This is a genomic window from Pseudoalteromonas rubra, assembly GCF_005886805.2.
Classification (GTDB): domain Bacteria; phylum Pseudomonadota; class Gammaproteobacteria; order Enterobacterales; family Alteromonadaceae; genus Pseudoalteromonas; species Pseudoalteromonas rubra_D.
Genome location: NZ_CP045429.1, coordinates 1,690,707 through 1,714,468, shown reverse-complemented (window position 1 = coordinate 1,714,468; position 23,762 = coordinate 1,690,707). Strand labels below are relative to the sequence as shown.

Annotated in this window: 21 protein-coding genes; 7 read left to right on the top strand and 14 right to left on the bottom strand. The window is 47.1% G+C overall.

Annotated features, from left to right (window positions below; all coding sequences use genetic code 11):
- Position 1 precedes the first annotated feature (1 nt).
- Positions 2–1,915: an NACHT domain-containing protein gene (locus CWC22_RS07320; protein WP_138539038.1), complete on the top strand. Its 1,914-nt coding sequence runs from the start codon at positions 2–4 to the stop codon at positions 1,913–1,915.
- A gap of 246 nt (positions 1,916–2,161) precedes the next feature.
- On the opposite strand, the gene CWC22_RS07315 is transcribed toward CWC22_RS07320, so the two are convergent.
- From CWC22_RS07315 to CWC22_RS07300, 4 genes are all read right to left on the bottom strand, one after another.
- Positions 2,162–2,479, bottom strand: coding sequence for a hypothetical protein (locus CWC22_RS07315; RefSeq protein WP_138539037.1), 318 nt, complete (start codon positions 2,477–2,479; stop codon positions 2,162–2,164).
- Between the two features lie 218 nt (positions 2,480–2,697).
- Positions 2,698–3,897, bottom strand: a complete 1,200-nt coding sequence (locus CWC22_RS07310; RefSeq protein ID WP_138539036.1) for a serine hydrolase domain-containing protein — start codon at positions 3,895–3,897, stop codon at positions 2,698–2,700.
- A gap of 124 nt (positions 3,898–4,021) precedes the next feature.
- A complete protein-coding gene (locus CWC22_RS07305) occupies positions 4,022–4,447 on the bottom strand; it encodes a DUF3019 domain-containing protein (RefSeq protein WP_138539035.1) in 426 nt (141 codons plus the stop codon).
- Positions 4,448–4,478: 31 nt separating this feature from the next.
- On the bottom strand, positions 4,479–5,342 hold the full coding sequence (locus CWC22_RS07300; RefSeq protein WP_138539034.1) for a MipA/OmpV family protein: 864 nt from the start codon (positions 5,340–5,342) through the stop codon (positions 4,479–4,481).
- Between the two features lie 267 nt (positions 5,343–5,609).
- Here CWC22_RS07300 and CWC22_RS07295 point away from each other — a divergent pair, with 267 nt between their 5' ends.
- Positions 5,610–6,446, top strand: a complete 837-nt coding sequence (locus CWC22_RS07295; protein WP_138539033.1) for a hypothetical protein — start codon at positions 5,610–5,612, stop codon at positions 6,444–6,446.
- 166 nt (positions 6,447–6,612) lie between these two features.
- On the opposite strand, the gene CWC22_RS07290 is transcribed toward CWC22_RS07295, so the two are convergent.
- Positions 6,613–8,544, bottom strand: coding sequence for a tetratricopeptide repeat-containing diguanylate cyclase (locus CWC22_RS07290; protein ID WP_138539032.1), 1,932 nt, complete (start codon positions 8,542–8,544; stop codon positions 6,613–6,615).
- Positions 8,545–8,760: 216 nt separating this feature from the next.
- Complete coding sequence (locus tag CWC22_RS07285) at positions 8,761–9,804, bottom strand: type III polyketide synthase (protein WP_125563358.1); 1,044 nt, start codon at positions 9,802–9,804, stop codon at positions 8,761–8,763.
- Positions 9,805–10,053: 249 nt separating this feature from the next.
- On the opposite strand from CWC22_RS07285, the gene CWC22_RS07280 reads away from it, so the two are divergent.
- Positions 10,054–10,215 (top strand): hypothetical protein, encoded by a 162-nt coding sequence (locus tag CWC22_RS07280; RefSeq protein WP_171045113.1) that lies wholly within the window; start codon positions 10,054–10,056, stop codon positions 10,213–10,215.
- 60 nt (positions 10,216–10,275) lie between these two features.
- On the opposite strand, the gene CWC22_RS07275 is transcribed toward CWC22_RS07280, so the two are convergent.
- From CWC22_RS07275 to CWC22_RS07245, 7 genes are all read right to left on the bottom strand, one after another.
- A complete protein-coding gene (locus CWC22_RS07275; RefSeq protein ID WP_138539031.1) occupies positions 10,276–11,550 on the bottom strand; it encodes a S41 family peptidase in 1,275 nt (424 codons plus the stop codon).
- Entirely contained in the window at positions 11,547–12,497 is a 951-nt protein-coding gene (locus tag CWC22_RS07270; protein ID WP_138539030.1) for a GlxA family transcriptional regulator, read from the bottom strand. Before CWC22_RS07270 ends, CWC22_RS07275 begins: the two co-directional genes overlap by 4 nt.
- Positions 12,498–12,652: 155 nt before the next feature.
- Positions 12,653–13,399 (bottom strand): substrate-binding periplasmic protein, encoded by a 747-nt coding sequence (locus CWC22_RS07265; RefSeq protein ID WP_138539029.1) that lies wholly within the window; start codon positions 13,397–13,399, stop codon positions 12,653–12,655.
- 187 nt (positions 13,400–13,586) lie between these two features.
- The gene (locus CWC22_RS07260) at positions 13,587–13,949 is read right to left on the bottom strand and encodes a hypothetical protein (protein WP_125563366.1); all 363 of its coding nucleotides are present in this window, start codon (positions 13,947–13,949) and stop codon (positions 13,587–13,589) included.
- A gap of 397 nt (positions 13,950–14,346) precedes the next feature.
- Positions 14,347–14,598, bottom strand: coding sequence for a hypothetical protein (locus CWC22_RS07255; protein WP_138539028.1), 252 nt, complete (start codon positions 14,596–14,598; stop codon positions 14,347–14,349).
- 162 nt (positions 14,599–14,760) lie between these two features.
- Positions 14,761–17,202: a YbcC family protein gene (locus tag CWC22_RS07250; RefSeq protein WP_138539027.1), complete on the bottom strand. Its 2,442-nt coding sequence runs from the start codon at positions 17,200–17,202 to the stop codon at positions 14,761–14,763.
- Between the two features lies 1 nt (position 17,203).
- Positions 17,204–18,778, bottom strand: coding sequence for an NADH-quinone oxidoreductase subunit L (locus CWC22_RS07245; protein ID WP_138539026.1), 1,575 nt, complete (start codon positions 18,776–18,778; stop codon positions 17,204–17,206).
- A gap of 102 nt (positions 18,779–18,880) precedes the next feature.
- Here CWC22_RS07245 and CWC22_RS07240 point away from each other — a divergent pair, with 102 nt between their 5' ends.
- The 4 genes from CWC22_RS07240 to CWC22_RS07225 all read left to right on the top strand — a co-directional run bounded on the left by CWC22_RS07240 (position 18,881) and on the right by CWC22_RS07225 (position 23,066).
- Complete coding sequence (locus tag CWC22_RS07240; protein WP_138539025.1) at positions 18,881–19,756, top strand: LysR family transcriptional regulator; 876 nt, start codon at positions 18,881–18,883, stop codon at positions 19,754–19,756.
- A 69-nt stretch (positions 19,757–19,825) separates the two neighbouring features.
- Positions 19,826–21,286, top strand: coding sequence for a dGTPase (dgt, locus tag CWC22_RS07235; protein ID WP_125563376.1), 1,461 nt, complete (start codon positions 19,826–19,828; stop codon positions 21,284–21,286).
- Between the two features lie 277 nt (positions 21,287–21,563).
- The gene (locus tag CWC22_RS07230; RefSeq protein WP_010385841.1) at positions 21,564–21,773 is read left to right on the top strand and encodes a cold-shock protein; all 210 of its coding nucleotides are present in this window, start codon (positions 21,564–21,566) and stop codon (positions 21,771–21,773) included.
- A gap of 156 nt (positions 21,774–21,929) precedes the next feature.
- Positions 21,930–23,066 carry a hypothetical protein gene (locus CWC22_RS07225; RefSeq protein WP_138539024.1) on the top strand — a complete coding sequence of 379 codons (1,137 nt, stop codon included), beginning with the start codon at positions 21,930–21,932 and terminating at the stop codon, positions 23,064–23,066.
- Between the two features lie 186 nt (positions 23,067–23,252).
- Here the strand turns inward: CWC22_RS07225 and CWC22_RS07220 are convergent, their stop codons facing one another.
- Positions 23,253–23,750 (bottom strand): GNAT family N-acetyltransferase, encoded by a 498-nt coding sequence (locus CWC22_RS07220; RefSeq protein WP_125563380.1) that lies wholly within the window; start codon positions 23,748–23,750, stop codon positions 23,253–23,255.
- Positions 23,751–23,762 lie beyond the last annotated feature (12 nt).

Sequence of the window (23,762 nt, the reverse complement as noted above, 5' to 3'; positions counted from 1 at the left end):
CATGGATCCCATTACACAGTTTGTTAGCGCGAAACAGCTTTCTAAAGTGACAGGTGTGCTATCCAAAGCATTCGTAAAAATAAGGAAGGACCGAGGAAAAGAGCTTATTGAACTTAGCAATACCTTTGAAGATCCAAGACGCTTAGCTAAGTTCTATGTCGAGCCGAAATGTCAGCAAATCAACCCAGCCAATGCTCTCGAAGATAATGCAATTAGCGTAGTTCGTGAAAACACCTTCGAAGCAATGAATACCTTCTTCAATCGTGGATTTCTGCCAAAAGACGGAAGTAACCAACTATTTATTCTAGCTGATGCAGGAATGGGAAAAACATCACTGCTACTAATGATAAAGCTAATGCACCTCACTTCGTTCATGCCTCAAAAGTGGGATTGTAAATTATTAAAACTGGGTAAAAGCTCCCTCGAAGATATAGGAAAGATTCAGGATCCTTCAAATACAATACTGCTTCTCGATTCACTGGACGAAGACCCTACCGCAAATGGAGAAAATGCAGAAAAAAGAATCACAGAACTCTTAGATAGTACCAGTAATTTCTATCGGGTTATTATTACTTGTCGTACGCAGTTTTTTCCTCCATCAAAAGAAGCTGCGTTCAGTTTGCTAGGCCAAATAGGAATATCCTCATATAGATGTCCTTTACATTACCTATCTCTGTTTGACGAACATCAAGTAAAGGGTTACCTGAGAAAAAGGTTTGGTAACTTTTTTCAAAAGAGAATATACAAAATTCCTTGTAAAAAAGAGCAGGAAGCCAACACAGCCACAAAGTGTATGGACTCTTTACAATTTAGGCCATTTTTACTCGCACACATAGAAGACGTAATGCAAGCTGTGAGAAATGGTGACAATGAGTTCTACATATACCAGAGCCTTGTAGAGACATGGCTAAACCGTGAAGTAAATAGGCTCAGAAAAAAGAAAATAGAAGTTTCGGCACAAGATTTACTACAAGTTTGTATTTGGATAGCTGAATACCTGACAGATAACGATACTAATACAATTTCTATAGAAAAAATTGGTAGCTTTGTCCACGCACCTAGTGCGATTGAGCTATTAGTTTCACATAGAGAAAACATAATAAAAGGAATCTCTAAACTAGATATTAGTAGCAATTCCCTTCTCAACAAAAACTCCGATGGTGAGTTCAGGTTCTCTCACTTGACTATAAGGGAGTTTTTGTTCTCATTAGGTTTAAAAGGCGGACAATTAAAAACTAGAGAAAGAAAAAGAAAGGTAAGTAAAAAAACACTTAGCTTCATTTTAAAATCAGATTTAAAAACAACAATCTCAGGGGAAATATACACAGAAAGCCAAGAAAATAAAAACTTCCTATATTCAAACATTGAGTTTCGAAAGGCGGGATTCACAAATGAAAACAACATATATTACAAATGCAAAATAAAGCCAGCACCAAATATAACACTAGAAGTAGAAGAAATAAAAATATCCAATGGTGAATTCATAGAATGTGATTTGGAAGGTGCTAAAATACTACCAAAAAAACCAACTAACTTTTCATCATGTAGTTTAACTCATTGTGAATACATGTTCAATAAAAGCGAAATACACCTTTGCTATATATCAAATTCATGTTTAACAAGCTGCAAAGTTACAGGAGTACAAAACAGACTCACAATAGCTAAAAGCGACGTATACGAATTAGATATAACAGGCCTTAAAATAACATCACATTCAATGATAAATATCACCTCCCATCCTGCAATTCCTAAGTGGCACATTACAACCTCACCGTCAGCACCAAGTTGTTCCATACTTATAAAAAGGCCAAATCAGGAAATAGAAAAAACATACAAATTAAAAAGTGAAAAAGAAATCCTGGTCATTAATAATGAAGACTTAGATTCAATATATTATAAAAAGATAAAGATATAATTATAATGTACTTAATCTGAGCAAGTACAGCTAAACCAAAAACTATGTTTCTACCCTATACCTGCTGGTCTTAGGCTCAAATCTACGCTTCTTATGACCAAGTGAAGTGTCCTGAAAAATGTCTTCGATTCTCGCCATTTCATCGAACAATTGGTTTAACTCATTTTCCGTAAGCTCCACCAATAAATAAGCCCCCGCATTTGCGGGGGCTTTTTTTTATGGGATTGTCCATCCTCAAGCACGTTTTTAACTACCCACTTTTCCGCGCGATTCAATCATAGCCTGCACTCGTATTTCTTTCATTTCGGCATTGCTCTGTTCAAGCAGTTCATCGCTGAAGGTGGTATCCACGAAGGTATGCGGCCGGAAAAAGCGAGATAGTAGATTCACAAATTCGTTTGGGCTTTGAGCGTCGTCTCCCTCTTCTTCTTTTTCCATACTTTTTAGTCGCGTGTAAATCTCAATAGCTCTTTCGGGGTAGGCGTAATCATCTACGCTGAGCCAGGCTTCCTCTAGCTCGCTAAGTGAATATGTCGAATAATCAATCTCTTTTCTTATAATCAATGTGCTACCCCAGTAAAAATCAATCCGCCACACTATATCAGCACACTCAGTACAGAAGCAAAGTACCATCCTTAAACTATGCCGCCTGTCAGACTTTCAATTGCTTAAAAGTCAGATTTTGCCGGATGTAATGTGACCTGGTCCGCCTCCCATCAGTCCAATAATATTTGGGCGTAACAGTTAAACGGGGGGCAGTACATAAAGCCCCCCTCCTTCATCTACGACTCAACAGCCGGGGCTTTTGTCAGTTCCGTAAGCAGTAACTCAAATAGTCCATATTCTGCATTGACGCATTCCTCACTACTAAACCCACAATTCAGAAACAGGACAATGCTGGTATCGTGGCTTTCAATATAGGCATTCTGAGTGGAGTAACCATGATTGCCGCCGCTATGTTCATATACTATGGCATTAGAATAAGTATGTTTCATCATGCCCAGCGCGTATTGGGTGTTGTCATCTTCACGAACAAGGCTGTCATTGCCGCGCAATAACCCTTGTAATGACTCACTCGCAAAGTCTGAATTTTTAAACAGACTACGGGTGAATAATGCCAGATCCGCAACCGAAGAGGCCACCGGCGTTGCATTTGACCAGATCGTGCTAAACAGCGGGCCGACATTCATGAATTCGCCGTCGATATAATCATAGCCCGGTGTTAATTCACCCTGGTCTTGTTCGTAACCGATGGCAAATGTCGCATCCAGTGATAAAGGCGTGATAATGCGGTTTCGTATCTCAATGGCGTTATGATATCCCAGCACTTTATCCAGTATCATGCCTGCAAGCGTATAATTGGTATTAGAATAGTGAACGCTGGCACCGGGCTTAAAATAACCGGGATTATTCAGTGCATACTGTGTCAGGCTTTCGTTGGTGACAGGCAATGCCGGATTAGCGAGTTTGTCTTCTACATAGGTGTTTTTATCTGAGTAGTTGTAAATACCACTGCTGTGATTAAGCAGTTGCCTTAGTGTGATCTGGTCGCTGTATTGAATTTGCTCCAGCAAAGTGTCTGGCAACCAGGTATCAAGTGTGTTGTCCAGATCCAGCATACCGTCTTCATGTAGCATAGAGGCCAGCAGCGCGGTAAAAATTTTGCCAGAACTGGCGATATGAAAGCTGCTGTTAACATCCATCGGGGAATGCTGCTCAAGGTCAGCGATCCCCGCGGCTCCTGTGAATTCATGCTCGGGGGTCCTCACATACAACAGTATTCCTGGCACTTCGTCCGACACTAGCTGATCTATCAGTGCCTGGTAATCCAGGGTGTTGCTCTCAGGCTGCACTACTTCGGCTTTTTTTACCGGCTCTGGTTGACTTGCCGGTGTATGCTTATCTGACCCGCCACAAGCGCCCAGACCTAGACACATCGACGCCATCAGCACACTGTGTTTTATCGTTGTTGTAAATTGCATTGCATATCCTTTAGGTGGTTTGCTTAAGTGAAACCATCCTAAAAGACGTCAGCATGCAAAGGTGTACCAAGGCCTACCAATGTGTATCAAAACGTACCAAGATACGCTGTGTTCAAACTCAGGATTAAAACATCCGCCATGACGCAGGTGAACGGCCCGAACGCTTATATACCCACATCAGCTTGAGCTCACGTTTAGCAAGCTCCGCGCCATCTTCTTTGTAAAGCGTAAATACAACGGGCTTTGTGGTCACGATAGTTTGTTCAATATAGCCACTTTGTGCTCCCGTCCAACACTTTAAGGCCTCCGGAGAATGGGAGGATTTTAGACAATACGTCCCTCCTGCTTGTGTCTGCCATTGCACTTTTACGTCGACATGACACTTATCTCCTTGTGTAACCGACACACACTGAGTCGGAGATATTTCCAGGCGGGTTCTGTTCAGCTCAGGGTCAGGCTGTGCCTGAAGATGGCCACCCAATAACAACCCCTGACATGTAAAACCCAGGATAATGAGCAAACCTGCTCGGTTCTTTTTAATTCTTTTCATAACGCTATAACAGTAGATACTTTCAACCAGGTCAGAACACAAAGCTCACTAAAATCCCCAACTCAGATACATGGCCATCACGATTTTCAGCTTTGTTGAACATAGCGACCCACGGACTGTTATTAATACTGCGAGGCATATGGCTGTATTTAAAATAGGTTTCAAACATCCAGTGCTGTGAGATAGGATACAGCGCCCCAACTTCTGCGCTAACCTCTGTTCCGGAGGAAGTGGAATAGGCAGGAAACATATACGACGCTATCTCCTCAGGCACACCAAAATAGTAATTGATGATTTCCTCAGAGCGATAAACTAACCCCGTATTGGCGTACATCTGCCAGTTTTTATACTGAAACGACTGATCAACCCACAAAGAGGCAAACATGCCATCGTCATACTCCCGGTTAAACGAGTATGGTGCCCAGCTAAACTGGACTGTGGTTTTGTTAAAAAAACCTGTGGCCCGTACGCCCAGCATTTGAGTTGATTTACGATAATGTACGGTCGGCTTATTGTTATGCCAGCCCGGGAAATCAAGGCTTTGATGCGCCTTGAGGGTGATAACATCAAAGTTCCAGCCGTCGGGATTATAAAAATTGTACCCAACACGCGTGCCATCATTGAGCATTCTGTAATTAGTCAGCTCAGCAAACAAACCATTTGCTAACTGATAACGAGCATTGATAAATGCTGAAGCCCCACTTCCTTGATGATCCCGCGCTCGGTTTGGCGTTGAGGCCCGGTAGCCAAGCCCCAGCTTAACATACCCGCCTTCAAGCGCTTCATCGTCCGCGCTTTGCATGGTTTCTTGTGCGGCGAGCCCTGATTGAGAACTCAAAACAAGTAACGACACCAGTGAAACGCGTAAACACGCTCTGGCATATATCGAATTCATACTTATTCCATCTAATTAGTAATGCCTATAAAGCGCAATGATAAATGTACAGGTTCGGAAAAGATGTACCAAAGTGTACCTATTTATGTATATGAGTGCGATGTATGCACAAAACCTGAGAGCGCGACTCGCAGTGTACACTTCCTAATCAAAGCGTCATGAGACGGCCACACATTTCACTGTATTTAAGTACCTCAAACATACTCTTTTCACAGTTAATTCAGTAGAATACTAAATCGGAAACAAGGATAATTTTAAGGAATAGATATGTTAACCAATAACAATACCCAATTTTGTTTGAGTACACTGGCGCTGGTTGCCTGCTCTGCTGTCGCGCAGAGTGATGAACTGGTCCTGAAGCAGGACAGTGTCAGAGACAATATACTAACGCAGGATAAATTAACCACATTCACACCCGACTTTCGTGGCGCGCATTTCATTGCAACGGACAGCCACGGCAGTATTATCTCTGGTAACCAGGTTCATGGTAACCTGCCTCAGCTAAATGCTGCCGATAGCACCAAGTACATCACCTTTGATGTGATCAATCAGGCAGGTGTGAAAGCCACTTACTACGGTTCTCCGTCTCTGGATTTTAATGGCTGGTATGGGCATTGGGTTGATGGAAACGAGCAAAGCGGTGATTTTGAGCTGACCATAGGTGACGGCACGGTGCCTAACCGAGCTTGCCAACTGGCTGACGAAAAAGTCGATATCAGTGGCTTTGAGGTTGCAACAACCAGTCATGGCAGCATTAACCACCTAAATGATGGTGTCGTTGTCTATAGCTATAACCACGTCTGGTTCTCTAAAGAGAAGCAAGAGTCAATCTATGTCACTTTGCCTCAGGCACAAGCGGTGTCTAAAATCGCTCTTGCACAAGGCTACAATCACACCACGACCTGGGTGACCACCAGCTGGAAACTGTATGGCAGTAACGACAAACAAGTCTGGGCACCCATTGGCTCTGGCGACAAGCCCGACTTCCCGGCAATGTCTGAGTACTGTCTGGAGTCAAAAGCACATTACCAATACTATCGTCTCGATGTCTCCAATGACCTGGGCAACTACCTCAGTTTAGGTGAGCTGGAACTGTACAAGTAAAAGCAAGTGGATTGCTGGCCGGTTCACTCCGGCCACTGTCTTCGCTGCTATCCAAAAGCATCTGCCGCATACATCGCCTCCTTGAGCATCTCTTTAGAAACAACACCACAAGCCCCCTCTAATCTTCATATGCTTATATTCTGACAACAATCACACTTTGAACTCTCTAAAGCACTTCTTCCGGCATAACCACTCGATCCCGGCCATTGTTTTTAGCCTGATACAAACAGCGGTCGGCGCATTTAAATGCCCCATCAGATGCCCCCAACTGTTGCACGCTCATTGCATCGCTAACACCAAAAGAGGCGGTTACGCGCAGCGCTGTTTCTCCCAGTTCAAAAGGCACTTCCCTCAGTGCATCAACCATGTTTTGAACGAACGCCCGAAATGCATCACGCTCTTTTACTACCATCAGGAATTCTTCTCCCCCCCAGCGTACAAATAGCTCATCATCGGCTACGAACTTTTGCAGTCGGGCTGCCGCTTCGCTCAGAACCCAGTCTCCTTTGTCATGACCATAGGTATCATTGATCTGTTTAAAGTGATCCAAGTCAATCACGACCAGTCGGTAATGGACCTCAGTACACAATCTGTCCGGCTTAGCCATTTCCTGCTGATACAAACGACGATTGGACGCTTTTGTGAGCGGGTCTACAAAGCTGAGGTCATACAGGCGACGATTTTCTTTGCTCACTGCTCTGGCACGCAGCGCCAGCCACCCAGCCCCCGTAAATGCAAGGATCAACCATAAAACCAGCAATCTGAAGCGCTGTTTATCAAGCAAAAGTTCAAGGTTAGATAAGCGACTTTGAGCACTTAACAAGTCGCGCTCCTGAGTAATTTGTTGCACCTCAAGCGCGGTATCCAGTGCAATCAATTCATTCATGATCATGGCTTTTTCTGCTGCCCGGGCTTCTTTAAGTATCGATAGTGCCGCTTGCGCCTCCCCCTGGCGCTCCAGCACTTGTGCCAGGAAAAACCGACTTTTTATCAGCCAGCGTGCATGATTGAGCTTGCTAAAAGCCGCCATCGCAGAGCGCGTCGCCAAGTGTGCTTCCTCTAAATCACTATTTGCGTAGTAAGCAAAACCCAGCTCTAGTAAGCAGATCCCATGCTGCATTGGGTATTTTTCAGCGCTGGTCATATCAACGCACTGGCTGGCTTTTCGCGTCGCACCACTCAAGTCTTTTTCCAGATTAAGTAGTCTGGCCTCATTCTTAAGCGCGACAACGCGATAAAAATCACTCACCCCCTCATCCAGATAACTGAGAGCCTGCTCGAATTTTTCTCTGGACTGAACGGCCTGACCTGCACGGTTATGGGCAAAAGATTGGTTAAATAAAATTAACGACATGTACTCTGACGTAGCATAGGCATACTGGCTGTAGAGTTTTTCAGCCTGACTCAGATATTTTAACGCGTTGTCCCACTGCTCCAGATGCACGTACAGCAGACCAAGGTTGTTGTGCAACAACGCACGCAGTCGGTGCTCAGGTAACGCTTCAATCTGTTTAATCCCTTTTAGAAAGTACTGCTGTGATTTAACCAGTTCATTGGTCGAGTTAAACACCACACCTGCGGTATTATAAACCTCCTTTAAAAGGAACCCTATCTGGTGTTGCTGTGCAACCGCCACTGCTTTTAAGATGGCAGAGCGCGCTGCTTCAAGATCACCGATACGTAAGGCCGCTTTTGCCTGCGCATGAGCCACCCAGGCTTCCAGCCAGTTGAGCTGATGTTGGCTCGCAAGATCTGTCAGTTGCTGGTTTAGTCTTGCCCGCTCGGGATCATCACCGGTTGCACGTCTGCGGATCCACAACACATACACTTGTTCAATGGGCGCCAAATCACGCGCGCCTTGTTGCCAGTGCGTCAGTTGTGCTAACGCCGCTTGCGGGGAGTCTGAAGCCAGTTCATAAATATCGAGCAGTGGGTGTGCAGATTGCAATTGCTTTAACTGAGCCTCGGGGGGTATTACTGACGACACCACGGCTGGCCGTTGTGTGGCGGCACTGTGAAACCAAAACGTGTCCAGTGTTGCCACAATTAACACCGAAATAAAGAATACGCTCAGCGCAAGAAAGGCTTTTTTGTACATGGCCCTGATCATTAAATGATAATTGCTAAATTATACAATAAAGCCACAGTCTTGCCTGAGATTATAAATCCCCAAACTAACAAGGGTCAGCGTCAAATTTTAGTCTGGCGTAGCAATCAGCCAGCAACGAATGGGAAGATTTGACTCGCGCTGAGGAGTATATTCGATCAGCTGCAAGTCAGCTCCTGTTGTCTAAAGCTAACTCCTAGCCGCACTTCAATGCCATACGCCAATGCTCATTTCTGAGGTGAAACCGGGGCCAAACGCAGCAAGCAGACTGGCATCACCGCACCTGGCAGAGTCAAAGGTACGTTTTAATACATCAATGACCGCTACGCTGGAGGTGTTACCCGTTTCGGCCAGACAATCACGTGAGCGTGCTACCATATCAGGCTCAAGCGACAAACAACGTACTAGCTCATCCAAAATACGCTTACCACCGGTATGAAAAATCGTGCTGTCTACCTGGTTTGCATTACGCGATAAACTGCGTTGGCAAAACGATTGCAAATATGGCGCAACATGTGGAATAGAGTGCATAACTTCCTTATCCAGAGAAAACTTAAAGCCCTGATGCGTAATGTCATATTCAATGTAAGGAATGGTGTCTTTAATCGTCACACTTTGGTTGTTAATAAGCTTAAGGCCGGACACCAGACTGTCGCCCCTCATTACCACCGCCGCTGCGCCATCAGCAAATAGAGCGTCACTGATAAAGTCCTGTAATCTATCGGCCTCTTTGTGAAAGCACAATGAGGATGTCTCAACGCAGACGATCAACACATTGCTGTCTTTACGACTCTGACAATATTCAAATGCCCGCCCGATTGCCGACGCGCCCGCCACACACCCTAATTGTGCAACCGGGATTTGCTTAGTTTCGTTGCGTAACCCCAGCCGATTGATCAGATGCGCTGTTAGTGAAGGCATCATAAAGCCGGTACAGGACGTCGCGATCACCATATCGATGTCCTCAGGAGCCACCAGCGCATTTTCCATCGCTTCAACGGCTACTGTTTCAGCCATTTCAATGGCGGCCTCCTTATAGCGAGTGGCCCGCGCGCCAAAATCCTGAAGTTTCACAATCTCCGTCAGAGGTAAAATCAGATGCCGATTCTTTACCTCTGTGTTTTGGATCATTTCAAAAGCCCGTTGCTTATATGGGCTGTCCGGGTGACAAATCTCAATTACTGTCATGATGTCATCTGCATTGACAAGGTGTTCAGGGTAAAAAGTCGCAGGTTTGCATAATGTGGTCATGTTGTATCTCCTTTTGAATTCTTACAAAGAGACCTGACACCCACAAAAAAATTTCACATAAATAAAAAATAAATTTAACAAATTAAATTTTGAAACATTTATTTATGTCATTCTAAATCATAACATTAGAGAAAAAACGCAAAGAAAGGTTAATTAAAAATTAATGGAAAAAAGATGTAACCAGACTACTTGTGCTGTACATTAAGTGCGCGTTCAATCAGGTGAACGTAACAACTAAAGGAATGAACAATGAAACTTACGCTGAAAAAAACATCAATTAAACACCTCTCAACAAACGCTAAGCAAATTCAACAGGCAGAAACACCACACATTGCTGGTGGCACCTGGAGTCCGACTGTGCTTTATGCCTGTGCCACTTCTTTATGCCATAGCCGCTTTATCTGCTCATAACCACGTAGCTCGTCGCGCAAAAGTGCTCTGTCGCAACTAAGTACGCGACAGAGCTTTGCTTTATTCAGCTAATGCTGGCACGGTTTTGCCCGTAATCAGCATGCCATTCAATCGCACCAGCAGCTCAGTGAGTACCGTATCCTTACCGTGCCGATAATCATCCCAGCTCGGTTCAATATAAATATCGGGATACACAGCATCGCTTTGCTCTGCGATAAACGGATAGTAGCGTTTAGACAAAGTGAATCGACGACCAGAGTTAGGCATTAAAAACTGGCTATTTTCCGCAAAATGATTTGGGTCGCCTCCGGTTGGGGTCCCCACAACCTGGGCGTTTAGAATTTGCCTGAACTGGGCCGTATTCGACATTGCGGCAGAAAATGTCGCACCATCCGTCAGCACATAGACACCCTGCATCCAGTCAATCTGATCCAAAGGCTGTAAGCAAGCTGATAATGCCAAACCCGAGTAAAAGTTCCCGCCGCTATTTCCCCTGAAGTCGATGATCAGATACCGTGAGCCAGCCGACCTAAGTGTTGTTTGCAATGCATCACAATGCGACATTACCTGCTCAGGCGCTGGATAAGAGGCAAAGTCAAAATAGGCTGCTTTTTGACTTTCTAACAGGCTCAATGTGATCCCGGGCATCCCGATATCTTGCTTGGTTAACTTAGGTTCCACACGCGAGTAGGCAGAGCTCAACTTGCCGAACTCTCGCATGCTGACCGGAGAAACCTGTAAGGTTTTTGCGCCCTTGCCCTCAATAAAGTGAAATGAGGCCGGTCTACCCTGCTCAACGATCCCAAGGCCCACTAGCAACTTATGTAAAGACAGATAGTATTCAAAACTATTGTGCTCACTAAACTGGTTGTCCACGCCTGGGAGCACAGGTGCAAGTTGAGTGAACATCTCAGCCACACTCAAGCCATTAATTGAATGAAGCTGTGTACCGATTAACTCATGATGCTCCGCAGTAGCATCTACCACTTTCAAAGTATCGCCAAAAAACTTAAAGCGAAACGGAAAGTGTTGATGCGGTCCCGACATCATCAAATAGTTGCTGTGCCCGTCTCCTATCGCCCGGCTGATTGCCATCAATCGGGTTTCAACCTGAGCTTCACTCAGTCTGGGCAGTTCAACTTTAAGTGCTTCAATATTGTGCTTGAAATCCTCTTCCGTCAGCGTATGAAATGGGTGAATATGCCGGGCTTTCATCTGCTCTGCATAAAAATCAATGTCTGTGGTCCAGGCTTGTTGCTCTGCTTCATTAAGCGGCGCCGCTGTAACATGCATCGCACAACAGCCCAATAGTAACGCTTTCACCCTCTGGCTCATCGATTAATTCCTTTAGTATAGTGTGACGGCGTTACCCCAAACTGTCTGATAAACGCGCGCCTGAAACTGTCGTAGTTATTAAACCCCAGCTTACCGGCCACATGGCGCAGACTAATGTTTTCCTCAGATAAAAGGTCTCGGGCATGATTTAGCTTGAGCACTTTAAAATAATGACTCGGTGTACAGTTCAGGTGCTGTTTAAACAAACGGGTAAGCTGTCGCTCGCTGAGGTGACAATACTCCGCCATCCTGGCAACAGAAACAGATTGGTTGAGCTGCGTACTTAACCATTCCATAAGTGGTGAGAGCTTTAAACTGTCACCCGATTGCAATGCCAGGGCATCTGAATACTGACGCTGATTCCCAGAACGCTGCAAATAAACCACCAGATCTTTGGCAACTTGCGCAGCAACACTGTTACCGTGATCCTCACGGACAATAGCAAGTGCTAAATCAACCCCAGACAGTACACCGGCTGACGACCAGATGTGCTTGTCCTGTATGTAGAGCGGATCGGGTGAAATGGTACAGTGGCCATGCAACCGGGCCAGGCTATCACAATGTCGCCAGTGGGTAGTTAACGTTAAGGCCTTTTGTGGAAAAAGCCGGGCGAGCACGAATGCGCCGGTACATATACTGAAAACGCGCTGAGCTCTGCCCGCCAGTTCAGACAGTCTCTCAACCTGCCTGGCACTGAGCGACAACGTGCGCATACCATTGCCCCCACATATGATCAGGTCGTCTAGAGCGAACTCGTCTCCGAGGCCATAATCCGCCTGAACTTGCTGGCCATAAACAGTTTTTACAGGTCCAGCCCCTAAACTCAATAGCTTACATTCATACGCATGAGACACATGGGAGTTAGTCTCCATAAACGCATCTAAAGGCCCAAATAAATCCAGTGCCTGAAATCCGTCAGCGATAAAATATACTTGTTTTCTTGTCATGCTTTACTCCTTTGGCACACATCATAGCTCACCCTGACACGTCGCTTAATGCATTTTAACGACAAAAAGAGACATCTTGAATGGTGAAATCGCAAGATAAGACCCAGTGTGGCTGTATCAGACAGCCGCGTTCACAGAGACAGGGGGTTTGGAGTTCACTGAAGAAATTCGTACTTGTTCAACAACGTTTGATAAGCAGCACTACGTTTAAACTGCACCATTTTAAGATTAAAGGCCTCTTTAAGATCTGGGTCCCGAAAGGCAATACGGTATGGCGATGCAGGGAACAAATTGTGCACTGATACATTGGGCATCTGATCCTGGCCGACAACGGCTTTACTCAGATGATTAAAAATATTGATATCCATAACCACCACATCTACTTTCCCCTGCAACAGCAATTCTACCTGTTTTTGCTGATCGGGTAGCTCAATGTACAAAGGGCTGCTGGCAGTCGCCAGTCGATACTCCATGCCCAGTACCAAAGAAGCATTCTGAAAGCCAATCACAGCGTAATTTTCTAGAGCGCTGATACTGGGTATTATTAACTTCCGACTTTTTAAACTGATGGCAGTATTGTGGTAGGTGATATAAGGCTCAGATAATACCGCGCCGGCCAGATCCATGCGCCGGTTCATGGTCAGTGCCGCGTCGACTTTGTATGTTTTCAACAGTGAATCTGAACGGCCAAAGGGAACATACACAAACCGCAGGTCATGGCCCAGCAAGGCAAAAATGGCCTTTACCATATCCAGTTCGAAGCCAGTATCACCCTGTTCAATCACATACGGGGGTTTAGTCCAGCCAACGGAAACATCCAATACGTCAGCTACTGCAAGTTTGCCGAACGACAACGCCGATATCAAAATGCTACAAATAATAAGCCACTGCGATGAGTTCATTGCACCTACCAATTTCCTTCTATGCTTATTATTTTAGAGGGGTTTACACACGCTGCAATACCTTGTCGCAAGAAGATTTTTATTTAGGGCAAGGACGCAGAGGTGACGCGGCTTGTGAGAAAGGAAGTGATGTAAAAACTCAATACAGGGCCGGCTGTGCAGCCCTGAAATACAATACGGCGCCAGTTTAGATATTATTAAACAAGCTAGTCGCCCATGCTTTTTCCCATGAACCATCCTGGAACAAGATAATAGCAGTGGCTGCGTGTACCGTGTTTGCAGAAGTTTGTACCGTACATGATGTGCTGCTAGACACACCACAGCTGGCAGCAGCGCCATCCCAAACGACATTACTTACTGCTTTGTCCGATACAATTTTATAGGTTGTGCTGGCAGTTTGCGAACCAAACTCAACCGTATAACAGGTGTAACCGCCGTACTCACGGTTATACTGCGCTTCACCAATTTCGCAATCCATAGAGGCAGCCATCGCCTGAGCACCAATGAATGTCGAAGCAACTACAAGTCCTGCTTTAATTAATTTGTTCATTTTAAAACCTTATCCTTAGATTATTAATAAAATCCCGTGTTGGGAACACTGCGATAGTGACCTATACCCACCTGAAATCCCTTTTATTCTGACATAATGACGTCATTCATAGAGGAGATCGCAAATTCCTTTTATAGGCACACCTCAGCCGCACACACAATACGATATTTTTTGGCTATGCTTCTGTTAAATAAATGATAGTTGAAGTGACAAAATGTTTCGATTGAACGAGGAACACTGCAATTTGAATTAGAATGGCAGTATTTCGGGCCTGAGCCTAATCAGGCAACCGACGCCGCACAGACCAATAAATGACGGGTTTATGGCTGACCAGAGAAACCCTGTCAGCCTTATCCAAACTTAAAAAGATGCGTAATCGCCGCGCTTCTTTCGCAGCTCACCTCTCAGCGGCAGGCATATCTTTAAATAACACGGCTTTTAATTGCTGTGCCAGTGCCCGGCGTTCCTCAATATCAGGGTTGCAATTATCGGAGTTGAGTAGCTCAACCGCTTCAAGTACCAAAGGCTCCAGTTCAGCCATTTTATCGCTAAGTGCTTTGAGTTTTCGCTGTGTTTCTAACCAGTGCCCGGCCTGAATTTTAACGATATCTCCCGACATGCTCACTCCCAAATTATGTGCTGATGCCACTCGCATTCATTCCTTCTGCCCATGCTGACATTAACACAGGTACTCTTAACTCTGGCAGACTCAGGCAAATATACCAAGGCGATTGACAATAAAAAAAGCGGCAACCCGGAGGTTGCCGCTTCGTGCCCCACAGCTTTGTTCTGGTATCATGCACACCAGAAGTCAAAGACACTGTACTATTTTCTGTTCTTCACCTTGTCTGTCTGCGGGCGCAGACACAGGCCACCAGCGCTGCTGGAAAAAACGACTTATCTCGCCCGACGATTGCCACTGAAATACGTACAACCATTCGTTATCGATCAACTGCTGAACCACTTCGTGGCGAGATGCAATATCTTTAATTGCCGATTTAGGTGCTGCCAGATAAACGGACAATCGTTGTACCTGGTGCATCCAGTCATGTCCGTTATGTAACGACTGCATCGCAAGGCCTGTTCTGAGATCTCCGCCATTGCCCTCAAAAACACCAATATTGCCGCCGACCGCGTTATGTAACACTTTATTGCCACTACCAAAATGCAGATTATCTGTGGTCGAGGCGTTGTACTGCATGTTGATCCAATGGGTTACCAGCATAGGTGCGGTCATGATAGTTTCGAGCACCTTAAAATCAGTATCATGCTGCCATTGATAATCATGTAAAAAGCTGCGCCCCTGCAGATCAACTCCCCGGGTCCAGTCACGAGGTGCCACAACAAATGCAGCATTATTGGCCAGCCCCCACTCCGGGCGAGTCTGAGACCAATCCAGGCTACGGGCTATCAAAGCCTGATCCAGCGCTTCTCGATCAAAGTCAGCCAGCTGTGTATCCAGCTTTGCCGCACGCTCTTTTTGTGCCACAGCCGTTGCGCTCGACAGCCAGGATTCTATCTGAGCATCGGGTTTTTCGCCGTAACAGCGAATGTGGTCTGTAGTGGTATTATGCAGTGCCGCAATAAACCGGGTTTGCTCAGGGATCTCAACCCCAAGTTCAGGTAATGCAGCTCGTACCGCCTTATCATTCAGTAACCAAGCCAGCACTTTGACATTGACTTCACCACTTTGTCCACCACATGCGCCGCATCCAAGCCCGGCTTCCTGTAAGTTGTTGGTAGAGTGGCTGCCATGGCCAACCAGTAGTACGGTAGGAGCGAATTGCTCAAACCCCATCGCATGCAATACGCCAGCAGCCAGTTCAGCCTTTTGCTGTGCGCTTAACTCCTCGCCATTTTGCGTCAACGACCAGCTCTGACTGTTTGATAACTTGTCGACTGGATGCACTTGCTCAGAGGCAAAAAACGCTTTTTTCAGCAATTTAAATGTATCTATCCACCCAGCCGACTCCACCATGGAAAATGACGCCGTGGCCGACTTCGAAAATGCCTGCCAACGAGCACCGGCGTTTAGCGAGGCGGCACCATGCTTGTCTGTTTGCGCATGAGAGGCCACCAGACTGGGCATCAACAAGCCTGGGCACTGAGGGCGGCTTACATCAGCCTGTTGTGGCTGGTATGAAATGGGTAAGCCAAAAAAGCCCGCAAACCCCATAGTCTGTATGGCATCGCTTTGACCTTCCAGTGCCCGACGATAAACTTCGGAGCGCACATCGATACAAAATGCAACCTGACACTGAATGGCACGTGCCGATAAATTTACCGGGCGGCTCAACATGCTGTGTAGCTGCTGCTGGTAACTCAGCTCAGCCGCTCTGGCCCAGATCCACAGCGGTTTTTGTTGTGTTTGATGTTGCACAGGCAAATCCGTCAACCGTGCCATCGATTGCTTCCATGCATGCGTCAAAGTTGCAAAGAAGCCAGGAAACTGTGATTCTTGATAACGCCACAACACCAGCTCCCAGGCCATCCGAATTGCCAGCAGCTCCAGCGTCTGATCCTGTGGCGTATTGCTGAGTTCACCTTGCCAGCGTAGGTAGGCGACCCAGGCTCCCCACCCACTGATATCCAGCAACATCGCATGTGCGTATAACTCAACCTGTTCATTTTGTATACCAAAGGTGTCTAATGCCTGCGCTATCAAAGCATGCGGGTCATCCGGTAACTGCGCAAAATAGCGGTGCAGGTCGGGCTCATCCAGCACAATGCTGAGTCCCCTATCACGCTGACTCACCGCCAGCCAGTGGGCATAAAGATCAGGCTTTTCGTTGCTGTGTAACATGGGCTGAGCCTGCTGAAAATGCGCCGCACAAAACTGACTGATCTGATGTGTTATCTCATCGCGCCAAGCCATTTTGTGACGCGCTCTGTGCTCGTCCAGCAACCCCGACAACGGCTGCCATGGCACCTGCTCCGGTATCCGCTCGAGTGCCTGAACCAGCTCCCCCTGACTGATCCCAAGCCCTGATTCCGCCAGTGCCGTTTGCAGGGCCTGCTCGGTGATAAGGCCACGGCGATACCAATCCAGATAGTCACTGGCTGGCATCAACATCGAAATGCCAGCCAGCGCACTGAGCCGGGCACTGACCTGCTCAATTGGCTCATCACGCATTGGCCAGTATGGACTGACCGCTATCATCTGGTCCAGCGGCCAGCTGGGTGCAAGCTTCAGACAAGCGGTTTGAATCGCGCTAAGTTGTGGTTGGGTGAGTGTGCGAATATCTCTTGCCATCTTAAGACTCCTGAATTAATCCATACGGGCGCTTGGCCGTACGCTGCGCTTTAACAGGGGCAGGTAGCTTCACGGGCCAGATTTTTAGTGTCAGACGGGTCCACCACTCATCCAGATACAAACCAGCAAACAGCACCACTGATAGCCTCTGCACCCCAGGGTGCGCAGTCTTGTAGGTCAATAACCAGTTCAATACAAACAAGCTGACAAACAACATCATCACCACACTATCGGCTGCACTCAGAGGAGTTTCATGCAGAGATACTTCAGCAAACACAGTATGAGCAAGCAGCGTTTTCATAGCAGCATAGCTGGTCAACAACACGACACAGAACGCCAGCACACCTGCCCAGGGTAGGCTATGATGCGCACTGCTGCGCTGTGCCAGGAGCAGCGTAAATGACATTGCCAGCAAGACCCACATACTCAGCGCTGTGCCCTGCCCCACGAACCAATACGTCATGGCAACCAGACTCATACTCAGCAATGCCGCACCCAGCCAGCGTGCCCGAGACGGCGTAACAGGGACCGCCAGACGTGCTTGCAGGTTATCCCGAACCGCGTGCCCGGAATTAAGAAAAGCATGCGCTTTGTATGCTGAATGCGCTAATAAATGTAGCAATGCCAATTCATATAATCCCAGTGCACACTCAACCAGCATCAAACCCATCTGTGCACTGGTCGACCAGGCAAGCCGCACTTTAACGCTTACCCGGGTTGTCATGATCAGCGCCGCCAGTACCGTTGTCAGACCGCCTGCCAGTAACAGCAACCACTGAGCGGCAGCAACCTGCATCACCACAGGCGCAAACACTATCATTAAAAAACCACCCAGATTGATAACACCCGCATGTAATAAAGCACTGACTGGCGTAGGGGCTTCGACCACCTGCATTAGCCAGCCGTGCACCGGCAGCTGCGCACATTTCATCAGTGCGACTATTACCAGCATGACTGCGGCAATCTGGGTGTAAACACTGACGTCAGGGTTAGGAGCCTGATAATGTGCCAGAATCTCGGTCAGCAAAAAGGTACCGTGCGCCTGGTACAAGCACAGCACGGCAATCAGCAACGCCAGCTCAGCCAGGCGGGCCAGAATAAACTTTTTATGTGCCCCCAGTGCAGCTCGGGGACGCTCGGGATAGAAAAGTAATAACTGGTGAAGCGCCAGACTAATCACAGTCCAGCCCAGCAGCAGCAAGAGCAAATGATTACTCATCACCACCAATGAGACAGCCGCAAGCGTGCCCAGTAACCAGCGCCAGTAAACGCCCAGGCGCGGCTCACCGGCCATGTAATTGAGAGAAAAGCGCATCAGAATAATGGCCATAAACACCACCAGGGCAAACATGATCAGGCCCAGCGACGTCACATGTATCCACTGCGTAAGCGTACTTTCAGAGAGAAAAAGGGTCTCAACGCCCTGCCCGGCGACGGCCGTGATCAATAAAACCAGTAACCAACCAGACAATACATTGACAAACCGCCTGTTGATGCGACTGGCACGGCCGCAATACCAGGCGCTGAGCGCAAAACTGAGCGTGATGGCGAGCATCATCATTAACGATATTGACATAATTATCCCACTCCATTCAGAACAGGCACAGTATGTCAGACGTTGAAAGATATAAAAAATATATATATTCTAACTAAACTATATATTTTATATAACATTAATATGAGCCGGCTTAACTATCACCACCTCTATTATTTCTGGCGCGTTGCGAAGGCTGGTAGCCTGACACAGGTCGCTCAGGATGTGCACATCTCGCAGTCAGCCCTGTCAATTCAGATCAAACGACTGGAACATACGATGGGTGTCTCATTATTTGAAAAACAAGGACGCAAGCTGATCCTGACCGATGCCGGCAAGCAGGTGTTGGTTTATGCTGACGATATCTTTTACAAAGGCGAAGAGCTCGAATCCTTTTTACTTAAAGGTGTGGCCACCGAACGGCAACATCTGTCGATCGGCGTGCAAACCACCCTGTCGCGAAATTTCATTGAAAGCTTTATCAGCCCCTTGCTTTGTGACCCTCATATCAGCTTTACCCTCACCACCCGCGACATGGATACCCTGCTACAAGGATTAAGCAACCATGAACTGGATCTGGTGCTGACCAACCGTCTCGCCAGCCAGAATGAAACCCGCTGGCATACGCAACTGGTGTCGCGCCAGCAGGTTGCCATTGTCGGCCCTAAAGGTGCCGGCATTAAAAGTGACTTTCCAGAAGGGTATGACAAAGTGCGCTGGGTACTGCCCGGGCCCACCACAGAGATCCGCTCCGCTTTCAATGCCTTATGCGCCACTCATCAATACACACCGGATATTCAGGCCGAAGTAGATGATATGGCGATGCTGCGCCTGCTGGCCAGAGACAGTGGCGCGCTTGCAGTATTGCCCCCTGTAGTAGTTAAAGATGAAATTGCTCAGGGTGTGCTGGAGCAGTATCACAGTCAGCTGCCCATTTTTGAGCACTTTTACGCCATTACGACATCCCGTAAATTTGTCCCGCAGGCCCTGCTAGACTTGCTTAAGCAACCCTTAGCATAAAACTCTAAGGTGTTGCTTTGTGGATAAAAAACAGACAACATAAGGGTATGAATTAAATCATAAGGAAACATGGTGACGACCTTCAACTGTAAGATCCGCGCGGATCGCCCCTTCGAGTTTTCAAGCAAGCTAAGCAAACAATTTGAAAGTGACCGAAATCGCATTATTACCTCGGCTGCAATCCGTCGGTTACAGCAAAAAACCCAGGTTTTTCCGCTAGAGCGAAACGCAGCGGTACGCTCCAGACTGACGCACTCTTTAGAAGTACAGCAGGCCGGGCGCTATATCTGTCAGCTGATCTGTGAACAGCTTGACGAGCAAACCAGTGTCGGCGAGTATGAACGTATGCTGGAGTCCATTGTCGAGATGGCCTGCCTAATGCATGACATAGGTAACCCACCCTTTGGGCACTTTGGCGAGGCAGCGCTGAGTGACTGGCTGGGGCAGCATATTGCCGGTATCTACAAAAAGCTCAGTGGTAAGGCAATGAGCCCCGACGTACTCAGAGACCTGACTCACTTTGAGGGCAACGCGCAGGGGATCCGTCTGGTGCACACACTGTTGAACCTGAACCTGACCTATTCGCAGGCCTCAGGGATCATGAAATACACCCGTTGCGGCACTGAGGCCGCCCCGGAAGAGGGTGACACACTCAGTTATCTTAAAAAGAAAGTGGGCTTTTACCTCAGTGAGCAGGAATACATTAGCAAACTCAGACGTGCACTGGATATTGCGCCGGGTTGCCGCTCTCCTTTTTCGTACATCATGGAAGCCGCAGACGACATCTCTTATGGCATGGCCGATCTGGAAGATGCCGTTGAAAAAAACATCCTGAGTTACCAGCAACTCAAAATCGCTCTGCAGGACACCTATCAGGCGCTCAGTGCCAGTTTGCCCGCTTCAGAGCAAACATTGATGGCCGACATCATTAAAAAAGCTACAGAAAGAACAGAAAAAATTGCGGGCAACCATAGCCAGTTCTTTGTTTTCTTGCGGGTTCAGGTTAACCAGAAACTACCACAACATGCCGCAAGGCAATTTGTCGATAATTTTGACGCCGTGATGCGTGGCCAGTTTAATCAGGCCCTGATTGAAGATGGCAGTGACTGCCATCTGCTTATCAAAACCTTTAAAGAGGTCGCCAGAGAGCTGGCCTTTGCCCACCCAGAGGTCGAAGGGCGAGAATTACAGGGCTATCGGGTTATCAGTGGGCTGCTGAGCGTATATGAACCACTGCTGCAGCTGGGTAAAAATCAATTTGCCACACTCATGAACATCGAGATACCGGCAACGACTTATGTTTCCAGGATCCCGATATACTCCGCCAGACTGTTCAAAAAGTTACCTGAGAAACACAAGCAGGCCTACCGGAGCGCACTCAACAGTGACACGATGAATGCCATTATCCCTGATCCTCAGGAACAGGAGTTTTACCTTAGAGTCCGATTAATCATTGACTACATCAGTGGTATGACTGATCAATTTGCCTTTGATGAGTATCGTGCGTTTCAGGTCATTGACGAAATATAATCAACAACCTGATGTTCAGCGAGTTTTCTGGTGTGCTTTAAGCAGCTTTGTGCACAGCACACCAAACGATAAATTTAAAATTTGTACAAATAATACTAGACAGGTCCGGTTAGTCTCTGTAAAGTTAAGGCCGCTAGAAAGAAAGTCGATATTTACATCCTACAATTCGTTGTATTACACTTCGTAACGCAACCTGCAGTATTTAAGTTTCACCACTACTTTTGATGCATTCACACCTATCGAAGGTTAATTTTTATTTATATTACAGGTTAATACTATGTCTAACACAGTTACTGGTACAGTTAAGTGGTTCAACGAGTCTAAAGGTTTTGGTTTCATTTCTCAGGAAAATGGCCCTGACGTATTCGCTCACTTCAGCGCTATCCAAGGCGACGGCTTCAAAACTTTGGTTGAAGGCCAGAGCGTAGAATTCACAGTGTCTCAGGGTCAAAAAGGTCCTCAGGCTGACAAAATCGTAGTTCTTTAATTACTACGCATTTTGCAAGAAAAGCGAGCTAAGGCTCGCTTTTTTCGTTTCTAATTCCTCACCGCAGTTCCAATGCATGAAAAATATGCATCTTCATAAATTTGTCACACAGACCTGAGCTGCTAGCCTTGAGAGAGTCACTCAAGGAGAGTCATCATGAAAGCACGGATTGCGCTGTTAAGCGTAGCACTGGGTTTGTGCAGCCCCACTTTTGCACACACACTAAACACCCCAGCCCTTACCAGTCAGTTTTACTACGACGGCCTGATCATGACGCCAGACGGCAAAGGCTACTTTGGCCAGAATTGGGTTGAAAATGCCACTGAGGTTACCCTCTTCCCTAAAAATGGCAATACCGCCTTGTGGACGCTCACATTAACGAATGCTCAGGGTCAGCCTATTGTGGGCGAGCCAGTCGAAATCAGCGCAGCACCGCTTACCCTGATTGCACCACAGTGGCGTGAACCTAGTGACATGGCTGCGCGATTTAGCAGCAGCGTGCGGACTAAGGTACTTACCCGCATTGAACAGGGCCTGTTTCGTCTGAAAGCACCGTTTGAGATATCAAGCCCGATGACAGATGCGCGTGGACAAATCAGCGTCTCGATAAACAATTTTCACAGTTGCGGTAACGACAGCGTACCGGGCTCAGATCAGTTTGTTGCCCGGGCAGGCACGCAGCAACTCACCCTAACCGTTAAATGTGCAGTAACCGGGCTGGTTGCCATCCCGGACACGCCCTCTCAGGGGCTCACTACCGCAGGGTTAGTCGGCCGTCATTTGCACCCGGATTTATTGTCGGCACTACAAAGCCTCGGCCGCGCCTGGCACGCCCAGCCGGGTAAACCCACAGGTATGCCAGACTACTTAACCATTACTGGTGCGACCATGCGCTGGGGCGGCATAAATCCTCCCCACTTTACTCATAAGTTTGGCGGCACTATCGACATTCGCCCAATTGGCACACAAGCAGGCCCCATTAGCGTTGGTGATGCGGCGTATGATCGTCAGGCTACACAAAGTCTGGTTGATGCACTGGTGCAACTTGGCGCAACCCAAATCATCTTTGCTGATAATCTGACAGGGGTGACCCAGATCAAAGCCAATCACAAAAACCATTTACATGTGAGCTTTCTGAGTGAGCCTCTGGAGCCCTGGCACAGCGATGCTTCCGACACAGATGATGAAGGCCTGCACTGGCATCATTACGACGACATTTACGATATTCGTTATTTTATTCCGAAGGTAAAGCAGCTAAGCCCTAAAGCCTTCAAGTTTAACCTTGGGCAATAAAAAAGCGATGTACTGACGGACTGCCGGGCATGTAGTCCGTCCTTGATGGGAGACTCGTAGTGAAGCGATAATCCTACTATTTATTTGAGTTCTGTGAAGTACACCGCTTCAAGTGAGTTAGGTCAGCTCAGCAAAGTGACAGACAAAACGCAGGCTGAAAACTCCGCTTTTTACGTAAGCTGATTGCTAATTTAGTTCAAATACCTTGCCAAACAAACGCGCATCAAACAGCTCGCCATCTTTATAAATTGCTTTGCGGCGCACGCCTTCAAATTCAAACCCCGCTTTTTCTAATACCCGGGCTGAGCGAGTATTTTGTTCGAAAACAACCGCTTCCAGCCGGACCATCTCTGTCGTGGCTTCAACATCGGCGATCAACAAATCAAGTGCCTGTCCTGTAATGCCCTGTCCCCAATATTCCTCAGCCAGCCAATAGCCGATTTCTGCACTTCGGCAATACTCGAACGTACCTGGCCGCGCCCCGATACACCCGATCAACACACCGTCCAGAATAATGGCACGCGTTATCCCTTCTTTGCTCCCCGTATTGATCCACCAATGTGCATCAGCCGCAGTGTAAGGAAAAGGCACTTTAGGCGAAAGATACCGTACCGTAGCAGGGTTGTTTAAATAACGAACCAGATATTGTTCATCTGAAGGTTCAAATAATCTGAGTGATAACATGCACGTCCCTTA